At 43.7% G+C, this 14,252-nt stretch carries 17 protein-coding genes; 4 read left to right on the plus strand and 13 right to left on the minus strand.

The annotated features are described in order from the left end of the window. Positions 1 to 23: 23 nt before the first annotated feature. On the plus strand, positions 24 to 911 hold the full coding sequence (locus L1271_RS09735; RefSeq protein ID WP_102056992.1) for an NAD(P)-dependent oxidoreductase: 888 nt from the start codon (positions 24 to 26) through the stop codon (positions 909 to 911). Here L1271_RS09735 and L1271_RS24845 read toward each other — a convergent pair. The 8 genes from L1271_RS24845 to L1271_RS09770 all read right to left on the minus strand — a co-directional run bounded on the left by L1271_RS24845 (position 833) and on the right by L1271_RS09770 (position 7,771). Beyond that, entirely contained in the window at positions 833 to 1,075 is a 243-nt protein-coding gene (locus L1271_RS24845; RefSeq protein WP_328265965.1) for a hypothetical protein, read from the minus strand. The two genes, L1271_RS09735 and L1271_RS24845, sit on opposite strands and share 79 nt — an antisense overlap. Positions 1,076 to 1,218: 143 nt before the next feature. Continuing rightward, the gene (locus tag L1271_RS09740) at positions 1,219 to 1,911 is read right to left on the minus strand and encodes a M15 family metallopeptidase (protein WP_235367762.1); all 693 of its coding nucleotides are present in this window, start codon (positions 1,909 to 1,911) and stop codon (positions 1,219 to 1,221) included. Further along, positions 1,904 to 3,031: a succinyl-diaminopimelate desuccinylase gene (dapE, locus tag L1271_RS09745; RefSeq protein ID WP_235367719.1), complete on the minus strand. Its 1,128-nt coding sequence runs from the start codon at positions 3,029 to 3,031 to the stop codon at positions 1,904 to 1,906. The genes L1271_RS09740 and dapE overlap by 8 nt, the downstream gene beginning before the upstream one ends. Further along, entirely contained in the window at positions 3,031 to 3,378 is a 348-nt protein-coding gene (locus L1271_RS09750) for an ArsC family reductase (RefSeq protein WP_235367720.1), read from the minus strand. The genes dapE and L1271_RS09750 overlap by 1 nt, the downstream gene beginning before the upstream one ends. After that, the gene (locus L1271_RS09755; RefSeq protein WP_235367722.1) at positions 3,375 to 3,887 is read right to left on the minus strand and encodes a PTS glucose transporter subunit IIA; all 513 of its coding nucleotides are present in this window, start codon (positions 3,885 to 3,887) and stop codon (positions 3,375 to 3,377) included. The genes L1271_RS09750 and L1271_RS09755 overlap by 4 nt, the downstream gene beginning before the upstream one ends. Next, a complete protein-coding gene (locus tag L1271_RS09760; protein WP_235367723.1) occupies positions 3,884 to 4,264 on the minus strand; it encodes an ACT domain-containing protein in 381 nt (126 codons plus the stop codon). Before L1271_RS09760 ends, L1271_RS09755 begins: the two co-directional genes overlap by 4 nt. A gap of 157 nt (positions 4,265 to 4,421) precedes the next feature. Further along, a complete protein-coding gene (gene pta, locus L1271_RS09765) occupies positions 4,422 to 6,569 on the minus strand; it encodes a phosphate acetyltransferase (RefSeq protein WP_235367763.1) in 2,148 nt (715 codons plus the stop codon). A gap of 2 nt (positions 6,570 to 6,571) precedes the next feature. After that, the gene (locus L1271_RS09770; RefSeq protein WP_102056988.1) at positions 6,572 to 7,771 is read right to left on the minus strand and encodes an acetate kinase; all 1,200 of its coding nucleotides are present in this window, start codon (positions 7,769 to 7,771) and stop codon (positions 6,572 to 6,574) included. 152 nt (positions 7,772 to 7,923) lie between these two features. On the opposite strand from L1271_RS09770, the gene yfbV reads away from it, so the two are divergent. After that, on the plus strand, positions 7,924 to 8,370 hold the full coding sequence (gene yfbV / locus L1271_RS09775; protein ID WP_010605045.1) for a terminus macrodomain insulation protein YfbV: 447 nt from the start codon (positions 7,924 to 7,926) through the stop codon (positions 8,368 to 8,370). A gap of 67 nt (positions 8,371 to 8,437) precedes the next feature. On the opposite strand, the gene rlmA is transcribed toward yfbV, so the two are convergent. The 3 genes from rlmA to xthA form a co-directional block, all read right to left on the minus strand. Further along, positions 8,438 to 9,238 carry a 23S rRNA (guanine(745)-N(1))-methyltransferase gene (gene rlmA / locus L1271_RS09780; RefSeq protein ID WP_102056986.1) on the minus strand — a complete coding sequence of 267 codons (801 nt, stop codon included), beginning with the start codon at positions 9,236 to 9,238 and terminating at the stop codon, positions 8,438 to 8,440. Next, entirely contained in the window at positions 9,235 to 9,858 is a 624-nt protein-coding gene (locus tag L1271_RS09785) for an energy-coupling factor ABC transporter permease (RefSeq protein WP_010605043.1), read from the minus strand. The genes rlmA and L1271_RS09785 overlap by 4 nt, the downstream gene beginning before the upstream one ends. Before the next feature lie 81 nt (positions 9,859 to 9,939). Beyond that, the gene (gene xthA, locus L1271_RS09790) at positions 9,940 to 10,749 is read right to left on the minus strand and encodes an exodeoxyribonuclease III (protein ID WP_235367724.1); all 810 of its coding nucleotides are present in this window, start codon (positions 10,747 to 10,749) and stop codon (positions 9,940 to 9,942) included. Between the two features lie 265 nt (positions 10,750 to 11,014). Here xthA and L1271_RS09795 point away from each other — a divergent pair, with 265 nt between their 5' ends. Beyond that, positions 11,015 to 11,449 carry a hypothetical protein gene (locus L1271_RS09795; RefSeq protein WP_010605041.1) on the plus strand — a complete coding sequence of 145 codons (435 nt, stop codon included), beginning with the start codon at positions 11,015 to 11,017 and terminating at the stop codon, positions 11,447 to 11,449. A gap of 39 nt (positions 11,450 to 11,488) precedes the next feature. On the opposite strand, the gene L1271_RS09800 is transcribed toward L1271_RS09795, so the two are convergent. Both L1271_RS09800 and L1271_RS09805 read right to left on the minus strand, forming a co-directional pair. Further along, positions 11,489 to 11,773 (minus strand): hypothetical protein, encoded by a 285-nt coding sequence (locus tag L1271_RS09800; protein ID WP_010605040.1) that lies wholly within the window; start codon positions 11,771 to 11,773, stop codon positions 11,489 to 11,491. A gap of 149 nt (positions 11,774 to 11,922) precedes the next feature. Next, complete coding sequence (locus tag L1271_RS09805; RefSeq protein WP_010605039.1) at positions 11,923 to 12,735, minus strand: hypothetical protein; 813 nt, start codon at positions 12,733 to 12,735, stop codon at positions 11,923 to 11,925. A gap of 281 nt (positions 12,736 to 13,016) precedes the next feature. Here L1271_RS09805 and L1271_RS09810 point away from each other — a divergent pair, with 281 nt between their 5' ends. After that, positions 13,017 to 14,252, plus strand: a complete 1,236-nt coding sequence (locus L1271_RS09810) for a DEAD/DEAH box helicase (RefSeq protein ID WP_235367726.1) — start codon at positions 13,017 to 13,019, stop codon at positions 14,250 to 14,252.

The raw sequence follows: 14,252 nt of genomic DNA on the forward strand, positions 1-14,252 counted from the left end.
TAACAACGAAATAGGACAGAAATATGTCAGTGAAAGTCGCATTTATAGGATTAGGCGTCATGGGGTATCCAATGGCTGGGCATTTGCAAAAGGCGGGTTACCAAGTCACGGTATACAATCGTACCACCAGCAAAGCCGAAAAATGGGCCGCTGAGTATACTGGCAACTTTGCAGTTACACCTAAAGATGCAGCGACTGACTGTGATTTTGTGTTTATGTGTGTTGGCAATGATGACGATTTACGCTCAGTCGTATATGGCGAGAGTGGTGTGTTAGCGGGGGTAAAGCCGGGAGCGGTGATAGTTGACCATACGACAACATCTGCAAAAGTTGCCCGTGAAATAGCGCAAGAAGCCAGAAAATTACAAGTTGAATTCTTAGATGCCCCTGTATCTGGTGGTCAGGCTGGTGCAGAAAATGGCGTGTTAACGGTGATGGTTGGAGGAGGCGAAAGTACGTTTGAAAAAGCACAACCAATCATGGCCGCGTTTGCTCGCTTTAGCCAATTAATTGGAGAAGTGGGGGCTGGGCAGCTTTGTAAAATGGTCAATCAGATTTGTATCGCAGGTGTGGTACAGGGGCTCGCAGAAGGCTTACACTTTGCTAAAAAGGCGGGTCTTGATGGTGAAAAGGTAATTGAAACGATTGCTAAGGGTGCAGCTGGCTCTTGGCAAATGGAGAATCGTTATAAAACCATGTTGGCAGGCGAATATGACTTTGGTTTTGCAGTCGATTGGATGAGAAAAGATTTAGGCATTGCACTAGACGAGTCAAGAAGTAACGGCGCAAATTTGGCGCTTACAGCTTTAGTGGATCAATATTATGCGGATGTTCAAGCGCTTGGCGGCAACCGTTTTGATACCTCAAGTCTACTGGCTAGGCTTGACGCTATCCACGACAAAAACAAATAACCTTTCGTTTCTAGGGCCTGTTGACCTTTGCTGTTTGATTTTTGTTCTTCTGAGTGTGTTTTGGTCGCGACGCTCGACTTGCCGCCTAGTAATCTAGGCAAAAGTTGAGCAACAATGAACAAAGCGCACTCAGATGAACCCAAAGGGCAGCACTTGATTAGCATTTCTACTGTGTTATAGCCAGACTTACATAGAATGACTATGCTACGCTGGCTCTGCCTTGTATAAATACCAATCAAACTGCTGCAAAAACAAACTTGAAAGATCAACAGGCCCTAGTCTAAGTAACTTAAGCTCGGATCAGTCGTTATGGCTGCGCTACATTGGTGATAAATTGCTGATGTAGTGCGCTGAGATTCGCCAATATTGCGCCTTTACCTTTGATATCGCTGCGTTTCAGCACGGCATCAATCGCATCAACGGACTGCAACGTGGCAAGTTTTGATGCCGTTAGCTGGTGGCTAATATGCCAAGGCTCCGCAGCAACTCCCCCTCGATAGCAATCATAAGGCCGGTAGAAACCAAAAGTTGCTAAATGCGCATCAAGCCACAGTGAAAATTCGTGCTGATGTCCATCTTGCTGGTATTCCCATGGTTCTAGTTGTAGTGATTGTCCTGTCGGTACAAGGTTTTTGGCGAACACATCCAGATCAGTACCCAAATGGTGGCGGCTAGCACTAGGTAGGGCGGAGAACAACATAATTGCTTTTACTTTGTCGATGTCTGAGAGGTTGCTCAGTTCTACCTCTTGGTTAGAGATATCAAAAACAGGACGGTGCATCGCAAACTTGCTATTCCAAATCGCTTTTTGCCTTTCAAACCCTCGATATGCGGACGCCATGTAGAATTCAAAACCTGCCTTTTTTGCAGCTTGTGAGAGGGCGTTGAGATCGGAAACGATTGCGCTATGCACATGGCGGCCATGGTAAAAAACCAGATGTGATTCATTAACGCCACAAGCGCTGCATTCAGCGCTTGTAAGCATATAGCGGCTAGGCAAGTAACTTCTCCAAGATCTTTTCATAGACTAAGGCCAATTGATCTAAGTCTTTGCAACTCACGCATTCATCGACTTGATGGATTGTGGCATTAATTGGACCAAGCTCAATTACTTTACATCCCGTTTGGGCAATAAATCGGCCATCAGATGTGCCACCTGACGTTTCCGGTGTGGTTTGCATTCCCGTCACTTCTTTGATGGCTGCAATCGTCACATCGAGCAATGGGCCTGGCTCTGTTAAAAACGGTAGCCCATTCAGTATCCAATTAAGCTCATAATCAAGTTGATGCTTGTCTAAAATTGCAATAACACGTTGTTTGAGCTCATCGGCTGTAACTTCAGTGCTAAAGCGAAAGTTAAACTGTACTTGCAAAGAGCCCGGTATCACATTACCAGCTCCAGTTCCGCCATTGATATTGGAAACTTGGAAGCTTGTTGCGGGGAAAAATGCATTCCCTTGATCCCACTCGGTTTGACTGAGTTCAGCAATCGCCGCCGCAGACAAGTGAATGGGGTTTTTAGCGAGATGAGGGTAGGCTACGTGACCTTGTTTTCCAATCACTTTTAGGTGTCCGGTGAGTGAACCGCGACGACCATTTTTTACTACGTCGCCAAGCTCATGACGTGATGAAGGTTCACCAACCAAGCACATATCAATTTTTTCGTTTCGGGCTTCTAATAAATCTACAACTCGAGTTGTGCCGTTCACGAAAGGACCTTCCTCATCAGAGGTTATCAAAAAAGACAATGATCCTTTGTGGTTGGGGTGTTTTTCGATAAACCTTTCCGTTGCCACGACCATAGCTGCAAGTGAGCCTTTCATGTCAGCAGCTCCGCGGCCATGTAACATGTCATTTTCGATCACTGCAGCAAATGGCGGGTGTTGCCATTGACTCTCGTCACCAACCGGTACTACATCTGTGTGTCCAGCGAAGCAAAAATGTGGTCCGCTGTCGCCTTTTCGTGCCCAGGTGTTGAGCGTATCAACAAAGAAGTGTTCTTCGATGATAAAGCCAAGCTTTGCCAAGCGTTCATTCATTAATTGTTGGCAGCCAGCATCATCAGGTGTAACAGAAGCCCTTTGGATCAGAGCTTGAGCGAGCTTAACTACTTCGCTCATTAGGCAAAAATCTCATCATACTGTGCAGCTTTAAAACCCAAGTGATATTGACCTTGGTACTGCAAAATAGGGCGTTTTATCATGGCTGGTGCCGCCAAAAGGTGTTGCTTCGCTGACTGCGCATCGAGATTTTGTTTTTGTTCTTCGCTAAGCGCTCGGTATGTGGTCCCGCGTTTGTTTAACACGTTTTCCCAGCCAAGTTGGTCAATAAAAGCGGTGAGTAGAGCCTCGTCTAATCCATCTTTGCGATAGTCGTGAAAAGTGAATTCGATATTGTTTTCTTGAAGATATTTTTTGGCTTTTTTAATGGTATCGCAGTTGCTGATCCCATACATGGTGATTGTCATAAAGCACACGCCCTTGCAATTGTGATTATCGGCTCTTTGGCCGCAGATACTTGTTTTAAAGGATAATAACACGCACCAAGCTTTTGTGCATTGAGTAGCACAATGGTGGCGATGGTTTTTGCTTCACTGAGTGGAATATCAAAAAAGCATAGCGGCTCTCCAAGCTTTATCGTGGTTTTGCCAAAGCTGTTTGCTTTGAGATATTCGGGTTTGGCAAACTCATTGCCGATTTCTAAGCTCAGTAACATTTTTAAGCCGTTATTGGCGTGTAAAATGTATTCGCAGTTATTTTTTCTGATCTGGATTAGTTTTCCGTTACAAGGAGATAGCAACAAAGGCACACGCATTTGTACGCAAACGCCTATTCCTAACATACCAGACGCAATCGCCGCGTTTGGATGCGTACTTAGCGGTAAGACTTTGCCGGAAAAAGGACTTGGAATGTGCGCAATCGGGTTTGCGATTTGGGATATTGGCCGATATTGGATTGGTGGTGAGAGTTCAATCAAAGTAATAAATATCCATCTTTTTTGAGCGCTTGCATCGCTTGCTGGATTTGGCTTTCTTTTACCAGAATGTAATCGGTATCGTATGTTGATAAGGTAAAAATAGAGACGTTGGACTTTGCTAGCACACCAGAAATATTAGCCATAATCCCCGTCAGCGAAAACCCCAGCGGGCCAACGACTTCCAATGCTCTCCAATGACTTTCAGCCGCGAGGCTACTGACTGAGATATCTGACGCGCAAACGATAGAGAGTTCATCCTCAGTTTTGGCAATAAAAAAGATTTCACTGTTTAACACTGCTTGCGGAACAGCGTCATCGCAATCCAAGCTATGTATCGTAAATTCTTGTTTGAGCAATTGCAGCGTTTGCTTTGACATTACCAACCCTTGTTTTTGGAAAAATACCAATTGGTATAATTCATAGTATAGCGAAGTCAATTTAAAGACCAGAGCGTTCGCCTGAATTCTAGGCAAAAGAAAGGATTAGTGAGATGAAAAAGAAAAGGGCTCATGCATTGAGCCCTTGGTATAAAGATTATTCTTCGATTTGTGTTGCCTGAATAGCAGTCAAGGCAATGGTGTATACTATGTCATCAACCAAAGCCCCGCGGCTTAGGTCGTTAACCGGCTTACGCATACCTTGTAACATAGGTCCGATGCTGACAAGTTCAGCACTTCGTTGTACCGCTTTGTATGTGGTGTTACCCGTATTTAGATCTGGGAAGACAAATACCGTTGCTTTACCAGCGACTTTGCTGTTTGGCGCTTTTTTACGTGCGACATTTTCCATAATGGCGGCATCGTATTGCAGCGGCCCATCAATATCGAGATCAGGACGTTTCTTTTGTGCGATCTCGGTGGCTTCACGCACTTTTTCTACGTCTGCACCTTGTCCAGATGTTCCTGTGCTGTAGCTGATCATGGCAACGCGAGGTTCAATGCCGAATGCTGCAGCGGAATCTGCAGATTGAATTGCAATATCGGCTAACTGTTCTGCCGTTGGATCTGGGTTAATTGCACAGTCACCGTATACTAGCACTTGGTCCGGTAGCAACATGAAAAATACTGAGCTTACCAACGACGCGCCTGGTGCCGTTTTGATTAACTGCAGGGGTGGGCGAATAGTATTGGCGGTGGTATTTACCGCACCAGATACTAAGCCATCAACTTGGCCTTCGGCTAACATCATGGTGCCGAGCACGACGTTATCTTGCAGTTGCTCTGCCGCAACGACCTCGGTTAGGCCTTTGTTTTTACGTAGCTCAACCATTGGCGAAATGTATTTTTGCAGCTCTTCTTCAGGAGATAAGATAGTCACGTTTTCATTCAGCTCAACACCTTGTTGCTGGGCGATACGCTCTATTTCTTCTCTGTCTCCAAGTAGTACGGTTTTAGCGATATTTCGCGCACCACAGATAGCAGCCGCCTTAATCGTTCTAGGCTCATTACCTTCAGGCAGCACAATGGTTTTGCTCGCACGTCTAGCTAAATCAGTTAGCAGGTAACGAAACGCAGGAGGGGAGAGTTTGCGGGTTTTTGCGACCCCTTTGGCCAAACTTTCCAGCCATTCGCTATCGATGTGACGGGCGTTATGCTGCTTTACGCGCTCGATGCGCTGTTCGTCATCGCTTGGAACTTCCATATTGAAATTGTGTAATAGCAAAGAAGTGCGCCAAGTATCAGCCTCAGTAGCAAGGATAGGCAGACCGGTATCCATCGCTTGCTCACATAAGGTCATGATCTTCTCTTCTGGTTTGAATCCACCAGTTAACAAGATAGCGCCAATCTTGGTGCCATTCATGGCCGACAAACACGCTGCGACTAAGATATCCGACCGATCGCCAGGAGTAACCAACAGAGCACCTGGTGTAAAGTGGTTAAGAATGTTCGATACTGTTCTTGCACAGAAGGTAACACGGCGCAGACGACGGTGCTCCATATCGCCCGCATTGATGATTTCGGCTTTTAAATAATTGCTTAAGTCGATAACTCGCGGCGCAACTAAGTCAAAGTCCCATGGAATGGCACCTAAAAGTTGAAATGGATGTTTTCTGAAAATAGGCAGCGATGCCAAACGATTCATTTCGTTTTCAAGCTCTTCTGGTTTGTATTGATCAACCAGATCGGCGCGCGCTCTGCCATCTTCATCCAGCGGTGCATTCACTTTATTGAAAATACAACCCAATACGCGAGGGTGGTTTACACCGCCATAATTGCCAGCAGCAATCTCTAAGCGGTCTTCAAGCTCGTCGATAGAGTCATTACCCGGCGTTAAGACAAACACGATATCTGCACCTAGTGTTTGCGCAATCTCGCGGTTTACACGGCCAGCGTAAGGTTGACGACGGGTAGGAACCATTCCTTCAATGATGGCAACTTCATCGTCTTGTACTGTGCCTTCAAAGCGCTCCACAATTTCTTCCAACAAATCATCGCCTTTACCATCACCTATCATTTGCTCAGCGTAGCTCAGCTCAAACGGCGTGGGTGGGGCAATGGTTGAACCTTGCTGAACGATGAGTGTTGACTTCTCGGGGCCGACTTCATCTTTACGAGGTTGTGCAATTGGCTTGAAGAAGTTTACTTTTACCGCTTTTTGTTCCAGTGCTCGGACTATTCCTACAGACACCGACGTCAAACCAACGCCCGTTGAAATAGGAATAAGCATAATACGACGACCCATCATTACACTCCTTCAGCAAGCGTAGCTGCGTCGTTGGCAATCACCCACTCTTCGTTGGTTGGGATGACTATAGCGACAGGAGAGTGAGACTCATCAGTGATCACACCTTGATTACCAAAGCGTGCGTTGAGGTTACGCGCTTTATTGATATGCATGCCAAGGAAGTTAAGCTGGTTCACTACTTTTTCACGGATAACATCAGAGTTCTCGCCAATTCCACCGGTAAATACAAGTGCATCTAAACCGTTTAGTGGTACCAAGAAGCTAGCAATTTGTTTGGCTAAACGATAACAGAAAATATCAAGCGCCAGTGTTGCTTGAGGGTGGTTTTCCTGCGCTGCTTCTTCAATCGTTCGGCAATCGTTAGAAAGCTCACTAATACCTAAAAGGCCACTTTGTTTATTCAACAAGGTGTCAATTTGCTGTGTTGAATAGTTAAGGTGATTAACTAAAAACGAGAATAAGCCCGGATCAATATCACCACTTCGGGTGCCCATCACTAGACCCTCTAATGGAGTTAAGCCCATGCTGGTGTCCACCGATTTACCGTCTTTAATCGCGGTAACGGAACAACCATTGCCTAAGTGTGCGGTAATAATACGCGATGGTTTACCTTTTAGGCCTAAAATCTCGATGGCCTGCGCCGATACATAAGCATGGCTGGTACCGTGGAAACCGTAACGTCTAACACCATGCTCACGATATAGCGAATAAGGTAGGGCATAAAGGTACGCTGTTTGATCCATACTTTGATGGAAAGCCGTATCAAAGACAGCAATTTGCGGTAAATGTGCAAATGCGGCTTGAGCTGCGCGGATCCCAAGTAGGTTAGCTGGATTATGTAAAGGCGCCAGACTAGCCGTTTCTTGGATAGCTGTGAGAACGGAGTCATCGATAATGACAGATTGTGTAAAGCGCTCACCGCCGTGTACAACGCGGTGGCCGACAGCGACAAGATTTGCGTCTAACGCGAGATCTTTGATGAGTTTTACAAGCGTTGTGATCGCAACTTGGTGCGCATCACCACTATTGAGGGGCACGATTTCCTTGTTGCCTTGGAACTTATATTTAATTTGTGGTGATTGTTCAGCTAGGCGTTCAGCCAGACCTGATAATATCTCCTCTCCCGTTGCGTTATCGATGATTGCAAACTTAAGACTGGAGCTTCCACAATTAAGAACCAAAACATGCTGAGATGACATAATGACTTTCCGTTTTGACAATAACAGTTATTGCGTATTAAGCTTAAAGCTATAGCGCATATAAGCTACGCATTTAGACTAAGGTATAGTTGACAGTAAAGACGTCGATTTTACCTCATTTTTTATATAAAAGTTAGCACCTAGGAGTTATGATGCAAAAAAGTCTTATTTCGCAAGTGCAACTTGGACGTCAATACTCGAAAGAGTGGCCTATGCGCAAGGAATTAGCACCGTTGTTCCCCGAATTTAGGGTGATCAAGGCGACAGAACTTGCTTTAAATACAATGCCTATGCTGGCGGTGTTTACTCTGTTTTTGCAGACCAGCCAATTGGGTTTTCAATATCTGCCGCAAGCCATTGCGATTGCTTTATTCTTTTTATCGCTTCCTGTCCAAGGGTTATTATGGCTTGGTAAAAGAGCTGAAACGCCGTTAAATCCGGCTTTGTATTCTTGGTATACAGAACTGCATCAAAAGATGGTTGCCAATGGCTACGATGCACCCCTGTCCTCAAGAAAGCCTAGATATAGAGATTTAGCGCGATTGCTAAAAGATATGTTCGATAAAATGGACAAAGCGTTTACGCAAGAAAATCTGTAGTTTCTGTTTGCCTGCCTACCAAGCAAGTAGGCAGCGATTTGCTCATAATGGGTGATCTGATGTTGGGTTACATGCGCTGATATTGGTTTATCAAAAACGAGAGCGTGATTTCGATATGGTCCATCTTTTGTAATCTGTCCATGTGTTGTTGCTTAAATTTCCATGCAAATGGCGTCATCATGATTAAGTGTTCAACACACTCAAATTCCATTCTGTGTGTTTGTTGTAATTTAGTCCGTTCAACCAACTCAAACCCTTGTGGTGTTTCTGGTGCCTTGTGTAGCTTTACATTGTCATAAATCAAAGACTTGAGTTCGAATAGATGGTGCTCACCAGGTGAGACGACATACAAACTGCCTGATGGTTTGCATAGACGGGCGAGTTCTTCGGCGAACACTGGCGCAAAAATGCTCACAATCACATCTGCAAATTCATTTTCAAAAGGAGCCTCTTTGATGGAGGCTACGCTAAATTCTACTTGAGGATAGCGTTTAGCTGCATAGCGGACAGCAGGTTTTGCGATATCGACCCCGTAGACTTTGGCATTCTCGCAGCGATTTGCGATTTCATGGGTGTAAAAGCCTTCACCACACCCTAAGTCCAGCAGGGTAGCCGGCGCTTTTTCAGAGACGATTTGTGCAAGCCTATCACGTAGAAAATGATAATGATCGGTTTCGAAGAATGCCCGACGCGCTGCGACCATTTCTTGGTTGTCGCCCGGCTGTTTTGATTTTTTATTTTGCACGGGTAGTAAGTTGACATAGCCTTCTTTGGCAATATCAAATTGATGATTATTATTGCAGCTGTAGCTTGCACCACCTTGATATAAAGGCAGTTTACACAGTGGACAGCGGTAGTGGGAGATCATTTGTCTAAGTATTCCCTATCAAAAAAAGTTTTTACCCAATGTGGGCGATATGTAATGAGTAAGGTGATGGCCATGCCGTTTAACATGGCTTCAGGGAACCACATTATGACGGCAAAATGGAGATAATTGTCTGCCAACTGATACCAAGTATAGGCATCGATTGCATAATAATAGAATGCGCTTAGAAGTATCTTTAAACAGCCCACCGTACCTGCGAAAATAAATGCACAAACAAAAATATAAACGAAAAAGTGCCGCGGTAAATGATGATAGCAAAGGGCAAAAAGTCCATAGCTTAAGTAGACAGGTATCAGTGCAGTAAACAGCCAAAAATTACCAAACTCCACCAAGGTAAAAGCACTAAAGTAACTATGGACGAGGCAGGCCAAAGTTGCACTCAACGCACCCAGTCGCCAACCTAAAATTAACGTTACTGCTGTTATTCCAAGAATATGAATGTTCAGCTCAGGTAAAATGCCTGCTTTTATTTGCCACAGTAACGTGAGGATAACCGCACAACTTAATACGCCGGTTTGTCTGGCTGGTACTTGTAGTAATTGCAGGTATTCTTTGCGATGAAAACTGAGTAAAAATAACCCAAGGGCAGCGATAAACGTCACGTTTCTATCCAGTTTTTAAAATTGGTGATTTTGCTCTATGCCGAGCACTGTATTTACAGTCTCGGCGGAAAAAGCAGATGATTAAATGTCGAAAGTTGCCCAAATTGGTGCGTGATCAGAGGGCTTATCAATTCCTCTCAATTCGTAATCTATGTCACTTTCAATACATTTCGCCGTTAATGGAGCGGTTGCTAAAACCACATCTATGCGCAGACCTCGGTTATCATCAAACCCTTTTGAGCGGTAGTCAAACCACGAATACTTTTCGGTTGCATCAGGTGTCAGCACTCTAAATGTATCTTTAAAGCCCCAATCTAGCAGTGTTTTTAACCACTCGCGCTCTTCTGGTTGGAACGAGCACTTACCCGTCTTTAACCAACGCTTGCGGTTTTGCTCACCAATACCAATATCCACATCCAATGGAGAAATATTAATATCGCCCATGACTACAAGGTTAGATTGAGGATCGGCAAAATCATTTAAGTGGGTCATGAGATCTGCATAAAATTGTCTTTTATACGGAAATTTTGTTTCATGGCTGATGTTATCACCTTGAGGGAAGTAACCATTCATAACGGTAACTTCGTTACCTGAATCACTTTCAAACGTACCGCTGATCATGCGACGTTGTGATTCATCAGTATCCGTAGCGAAGCCTTTTTGGATAGCTTTTGCAGGTTTCTTGGAGAGTAGTGCCACACCGTAATGCGCCTTTTGACCATGGAAGTAAACATGGTAGCCAAGTGCTTCTACATCGTCGATAGGAAAAGCTTCGTCATGGACTTTAATTTCTTGCAGTCCAATGACATCAGGTTGGTGTTTTTCAATCAATGCCTGTAATTGATGTAGTCTAGCTCTGAGGCCGTTTATATTAAACGAAACAATTTTCATAGCGCTCTCTTTAGATTCTTGCTGTTATTTGGCAAAGTTTATCACTTAAAAACGAGAGGGTCAGCGCTTGGGTGAAATTACTTATTTAGTCAGCTGACAAGCATGTTGGCAGTTGTTAAATTTTGCACAAGTTTAGCGAGAGGATAACGAGGATTTTAGCTTAGTGTAAATAGATCATTAAATAACCAAAATTGCATGATTTAGCTGTTTACTTATTCGTCGTTGTAATTATAATCCGCGCCGAATCGTTCAATTGGGGTATATTATGCTTAAATCTCTCTCTTTCTTTGGTCTTGTTTCTTTGGTTTCTACAACAGCTTTCGCTTCACAGGTTGAGTTCACTCAAGCTGACGCATCACCAGCGACAAAAGTATGTGCTGTTGCAGCAGAGCAAGGTTTCAGTGCAGCACGTAAAGAAGCTGCATCACTAGGCCTATTTATTTCTCGCTTCTCACCAAGCATCCACTGTAATGGTGAAGATATTCGTGAGTTTGCAAAAGCAGCGAAGCGCTCGCAAAAGCAAGAAAAGAAAGTGGAGCTAATTGCTGAAAAGTCAGATACAGCAACTGAGTTATGCTTAGATGCAGTACGTCACGGCGTTAATCACCTACGTTTGAATAACCAACAGGTTCGCAACTTACGTTGTAACGATATGCCTGTTAAGCAATTTGTAAGAGAATTCAGAAACGCAGCAATTTAATCAAGTTGATGTGAATAGAAGGGGCGTTAAGCCCCTTTTTTATTGGTTGTTATTTAGTTTTGCATCACGGTATTTGATGTAACAAACTAAAGCTGCCAAGCCCGCAACAGGGACCGTAATCATACTTACCCAACCACCTGTGTATAAAATTGCTAGTGGCATACCAAAATCATAGCCGGCGACAATACAATCTGAGCTAGCACTTTCTGCAACATGGCAGTGAAGAATTTCAGCGATAAGCTCCGCAAGAAGTAAACCAAGCAAAGGTGTAAAGGCTATTAAGCAAAGACCTATCGTTAATAGCTTCAATCTTTGTCGTGACATGAACATTTCCTTATTAGTCATTTCAGGTGACTGTGCCCCCGATAGATTAACCTAGGCTGATAATACCGATTTCACTTAGTCATGCTCAATGCCTATATGGATGTAGTGATCTCGCTTGCAAAACAGCATACCAGCCAAAAATTATTATTTTAACGTAATGATGGTGGTGGAGTTGTACAGTCAGGAGAAAACCAAAAGTCGTCTGAGGCTGAAGTCCATTCGTCACCACATACACCTAGTTGCTCACCTTCAACATCGGCACAGGCATCGTGATTCAAGCAATCTTGGGTATATTGACCATCACCAAACATTGGACAACCCGCACCACATCTAGCTGCACAAAAGCCATGACCACCGACGATATAATTTTTTGTCTTTACAGACGAGTTGGTAATATCCCAAACAGCAGTCTTTGATTTACCCATATACGCACAGAGATCAGTCCAATCTTGTGCACTGATTTTGCTCTCTATTTGCTGATCAATTGCTTCACCTAATGGATAGGTAGATAAAAATTCGAAGAATTTTAAGAGTGCAAGTTTCGACTCCTTATCTAGAGTTGATTGGCTTTTCATAATCAAACCACTATTAAGCTCTACGTCGTGTAGCATATTCTTTATGTCGGCACGAAGTGCTGGGGTATTAATAAGAGGTTTATTATTGATATCAGTACCAGTTATCTTAACTTGTTTTTTAACTTGATTGAGTAACAAAGCATAGTGATTGCCCTGATATGTGATAGATGCGGAAATAGTATCAAGCAAGTCATTGGATACTGAAAACTCGATTGGAGAATGCATGCCTTTCTGATCAAACGACTCTGTTTTAACGCTATGTTGAGCCTGGATAACTCCTTTAATCCCGTTTTCAGTGAGATAAATTGTAGTATTATCATTCATAGCAAAGGTAAAACTAGAGAACAAAAATGCTGCCATAATGACAGTTGAAAACAGATATTTCATATTAAATCCTTTTTTAAATTAATAATCGTAATATTTAAGCAGGAGAACCTTTAGTTAACCTGGTTTACAATTTTGTTTCAATTTGGGTGTTTGTCAAGTCTGAGCTATAAATAGTTTTGTTCTTTTTTATCTAATAATGAGTTGTTTGCTTTAATTAGATTCTTAAAATAGTATCAGTTAATTACCTTTACTTATTTAGCTTAATAAAACTATCTCCCAGTTTTTTCCTTACAATCCTTTGCTATAATCTGCACAATTTTGGTAATAGACACTGATCTCCAATGACATTTAGCGAGTTACAACTTCACCCTGAACTACTAAGCGCAATTACTGAGCTTGGGTTTGCGTCACCCACACCAATTCAAGAAAAGAGTATTCCACTTCTGCTCAGTGGTTGTGATTTAATTGCAAGTGCCCAAACTGGAACCGGTAAGACAGCCGCCTTCATGCTGCCGATTTTGCACTCCATGCTGATAGGCGCCACGCAAGGTGAGAAATCGGTTAAGGCATTGATATTAACGCCGACTCGTGAGCTGGCACAGCAGGTTGCAGAGCACACTGAAAAGTTAGTGGTGAACACCAGTTTAAATGTCGTGTGCTTATATGGCGGTGCAAATATTGGCCCGCAAGAAAAGCGCTTAAGAGCGGGTGTAGACGTAGTAGTTGCGACACCTGGGCGTTTACTTGACCACCTAATCAAAGGCACATTAACACTCAAAAATATTCAACACTTGGTCTTCGATGAAGCAGATCGCATGTTAGATATGGGGTTTATGGGGGAAATTAAGCGGATCATGCGCACTATGCCGCTTAAGCGTCAAACGTTGCTATTTTCAGCTACGGTTGACGATGCTGTGTTATCCCAAGTAAAGCCTTGGTTGAACGACCCTAAGCGAGTAGGTGTTGAATCCCAGAACAGCACCGCAAGTACAGTTACGCAAACGTTCTATTCGGTAGACGAAGACCGCAAACGTGAATTGATCTCCCACTTGATTGGCAAAAATAATTGGCATCAGGTACTGGTGTTTACTCGCACAAAAAATAGTGCTGATAGCTACGCAAAAGAATTGAATAAGGATGGCCTTAAAACCGCAGCGATCCACGGTGATAAGTCTCAAGGCGCGCGTGACAAAGCGCTATCTCAATTCAAATCAGATGAAATTCGCGTCTTGATCGCAACGGATGTAGCTGCCCGTGGCATTGACATTGACTCGCTAAACTATGTCTTCAATGCTGAGTTACCCTATGTTGCTGAAGACTATGTGCACCGTATCGGCCGTAGTGGTCGTGCTGGACAAAACGGCCAAGCTATTTCGCTTGTGAGTATTGATGAGCAGTGGCTACTGGAAGAAATAGAAATTTTCCTAGATGAGCGGTTTGCGCCGCAATGGCTGCCAGGCTATGAACCTGATTTGACCAAAGAGCCTAAAGACACTCGCCGTAATTCTGGTAAGTCTAAGAAGCAAAGAGACAAAAAGCGTATTCTAGGAGCAAGAACCAAGCGTAGAAGGAAGTAA

This window comes from Pseudoalteromonas sp. OF5H-5 (assembly GCF_021530695.1).
GTDB lineage: Bacteria > Pseudomonadota > Gammaproteobacteria > Enterobacterales > Alteromonadaceae > Pseudoalteromonas.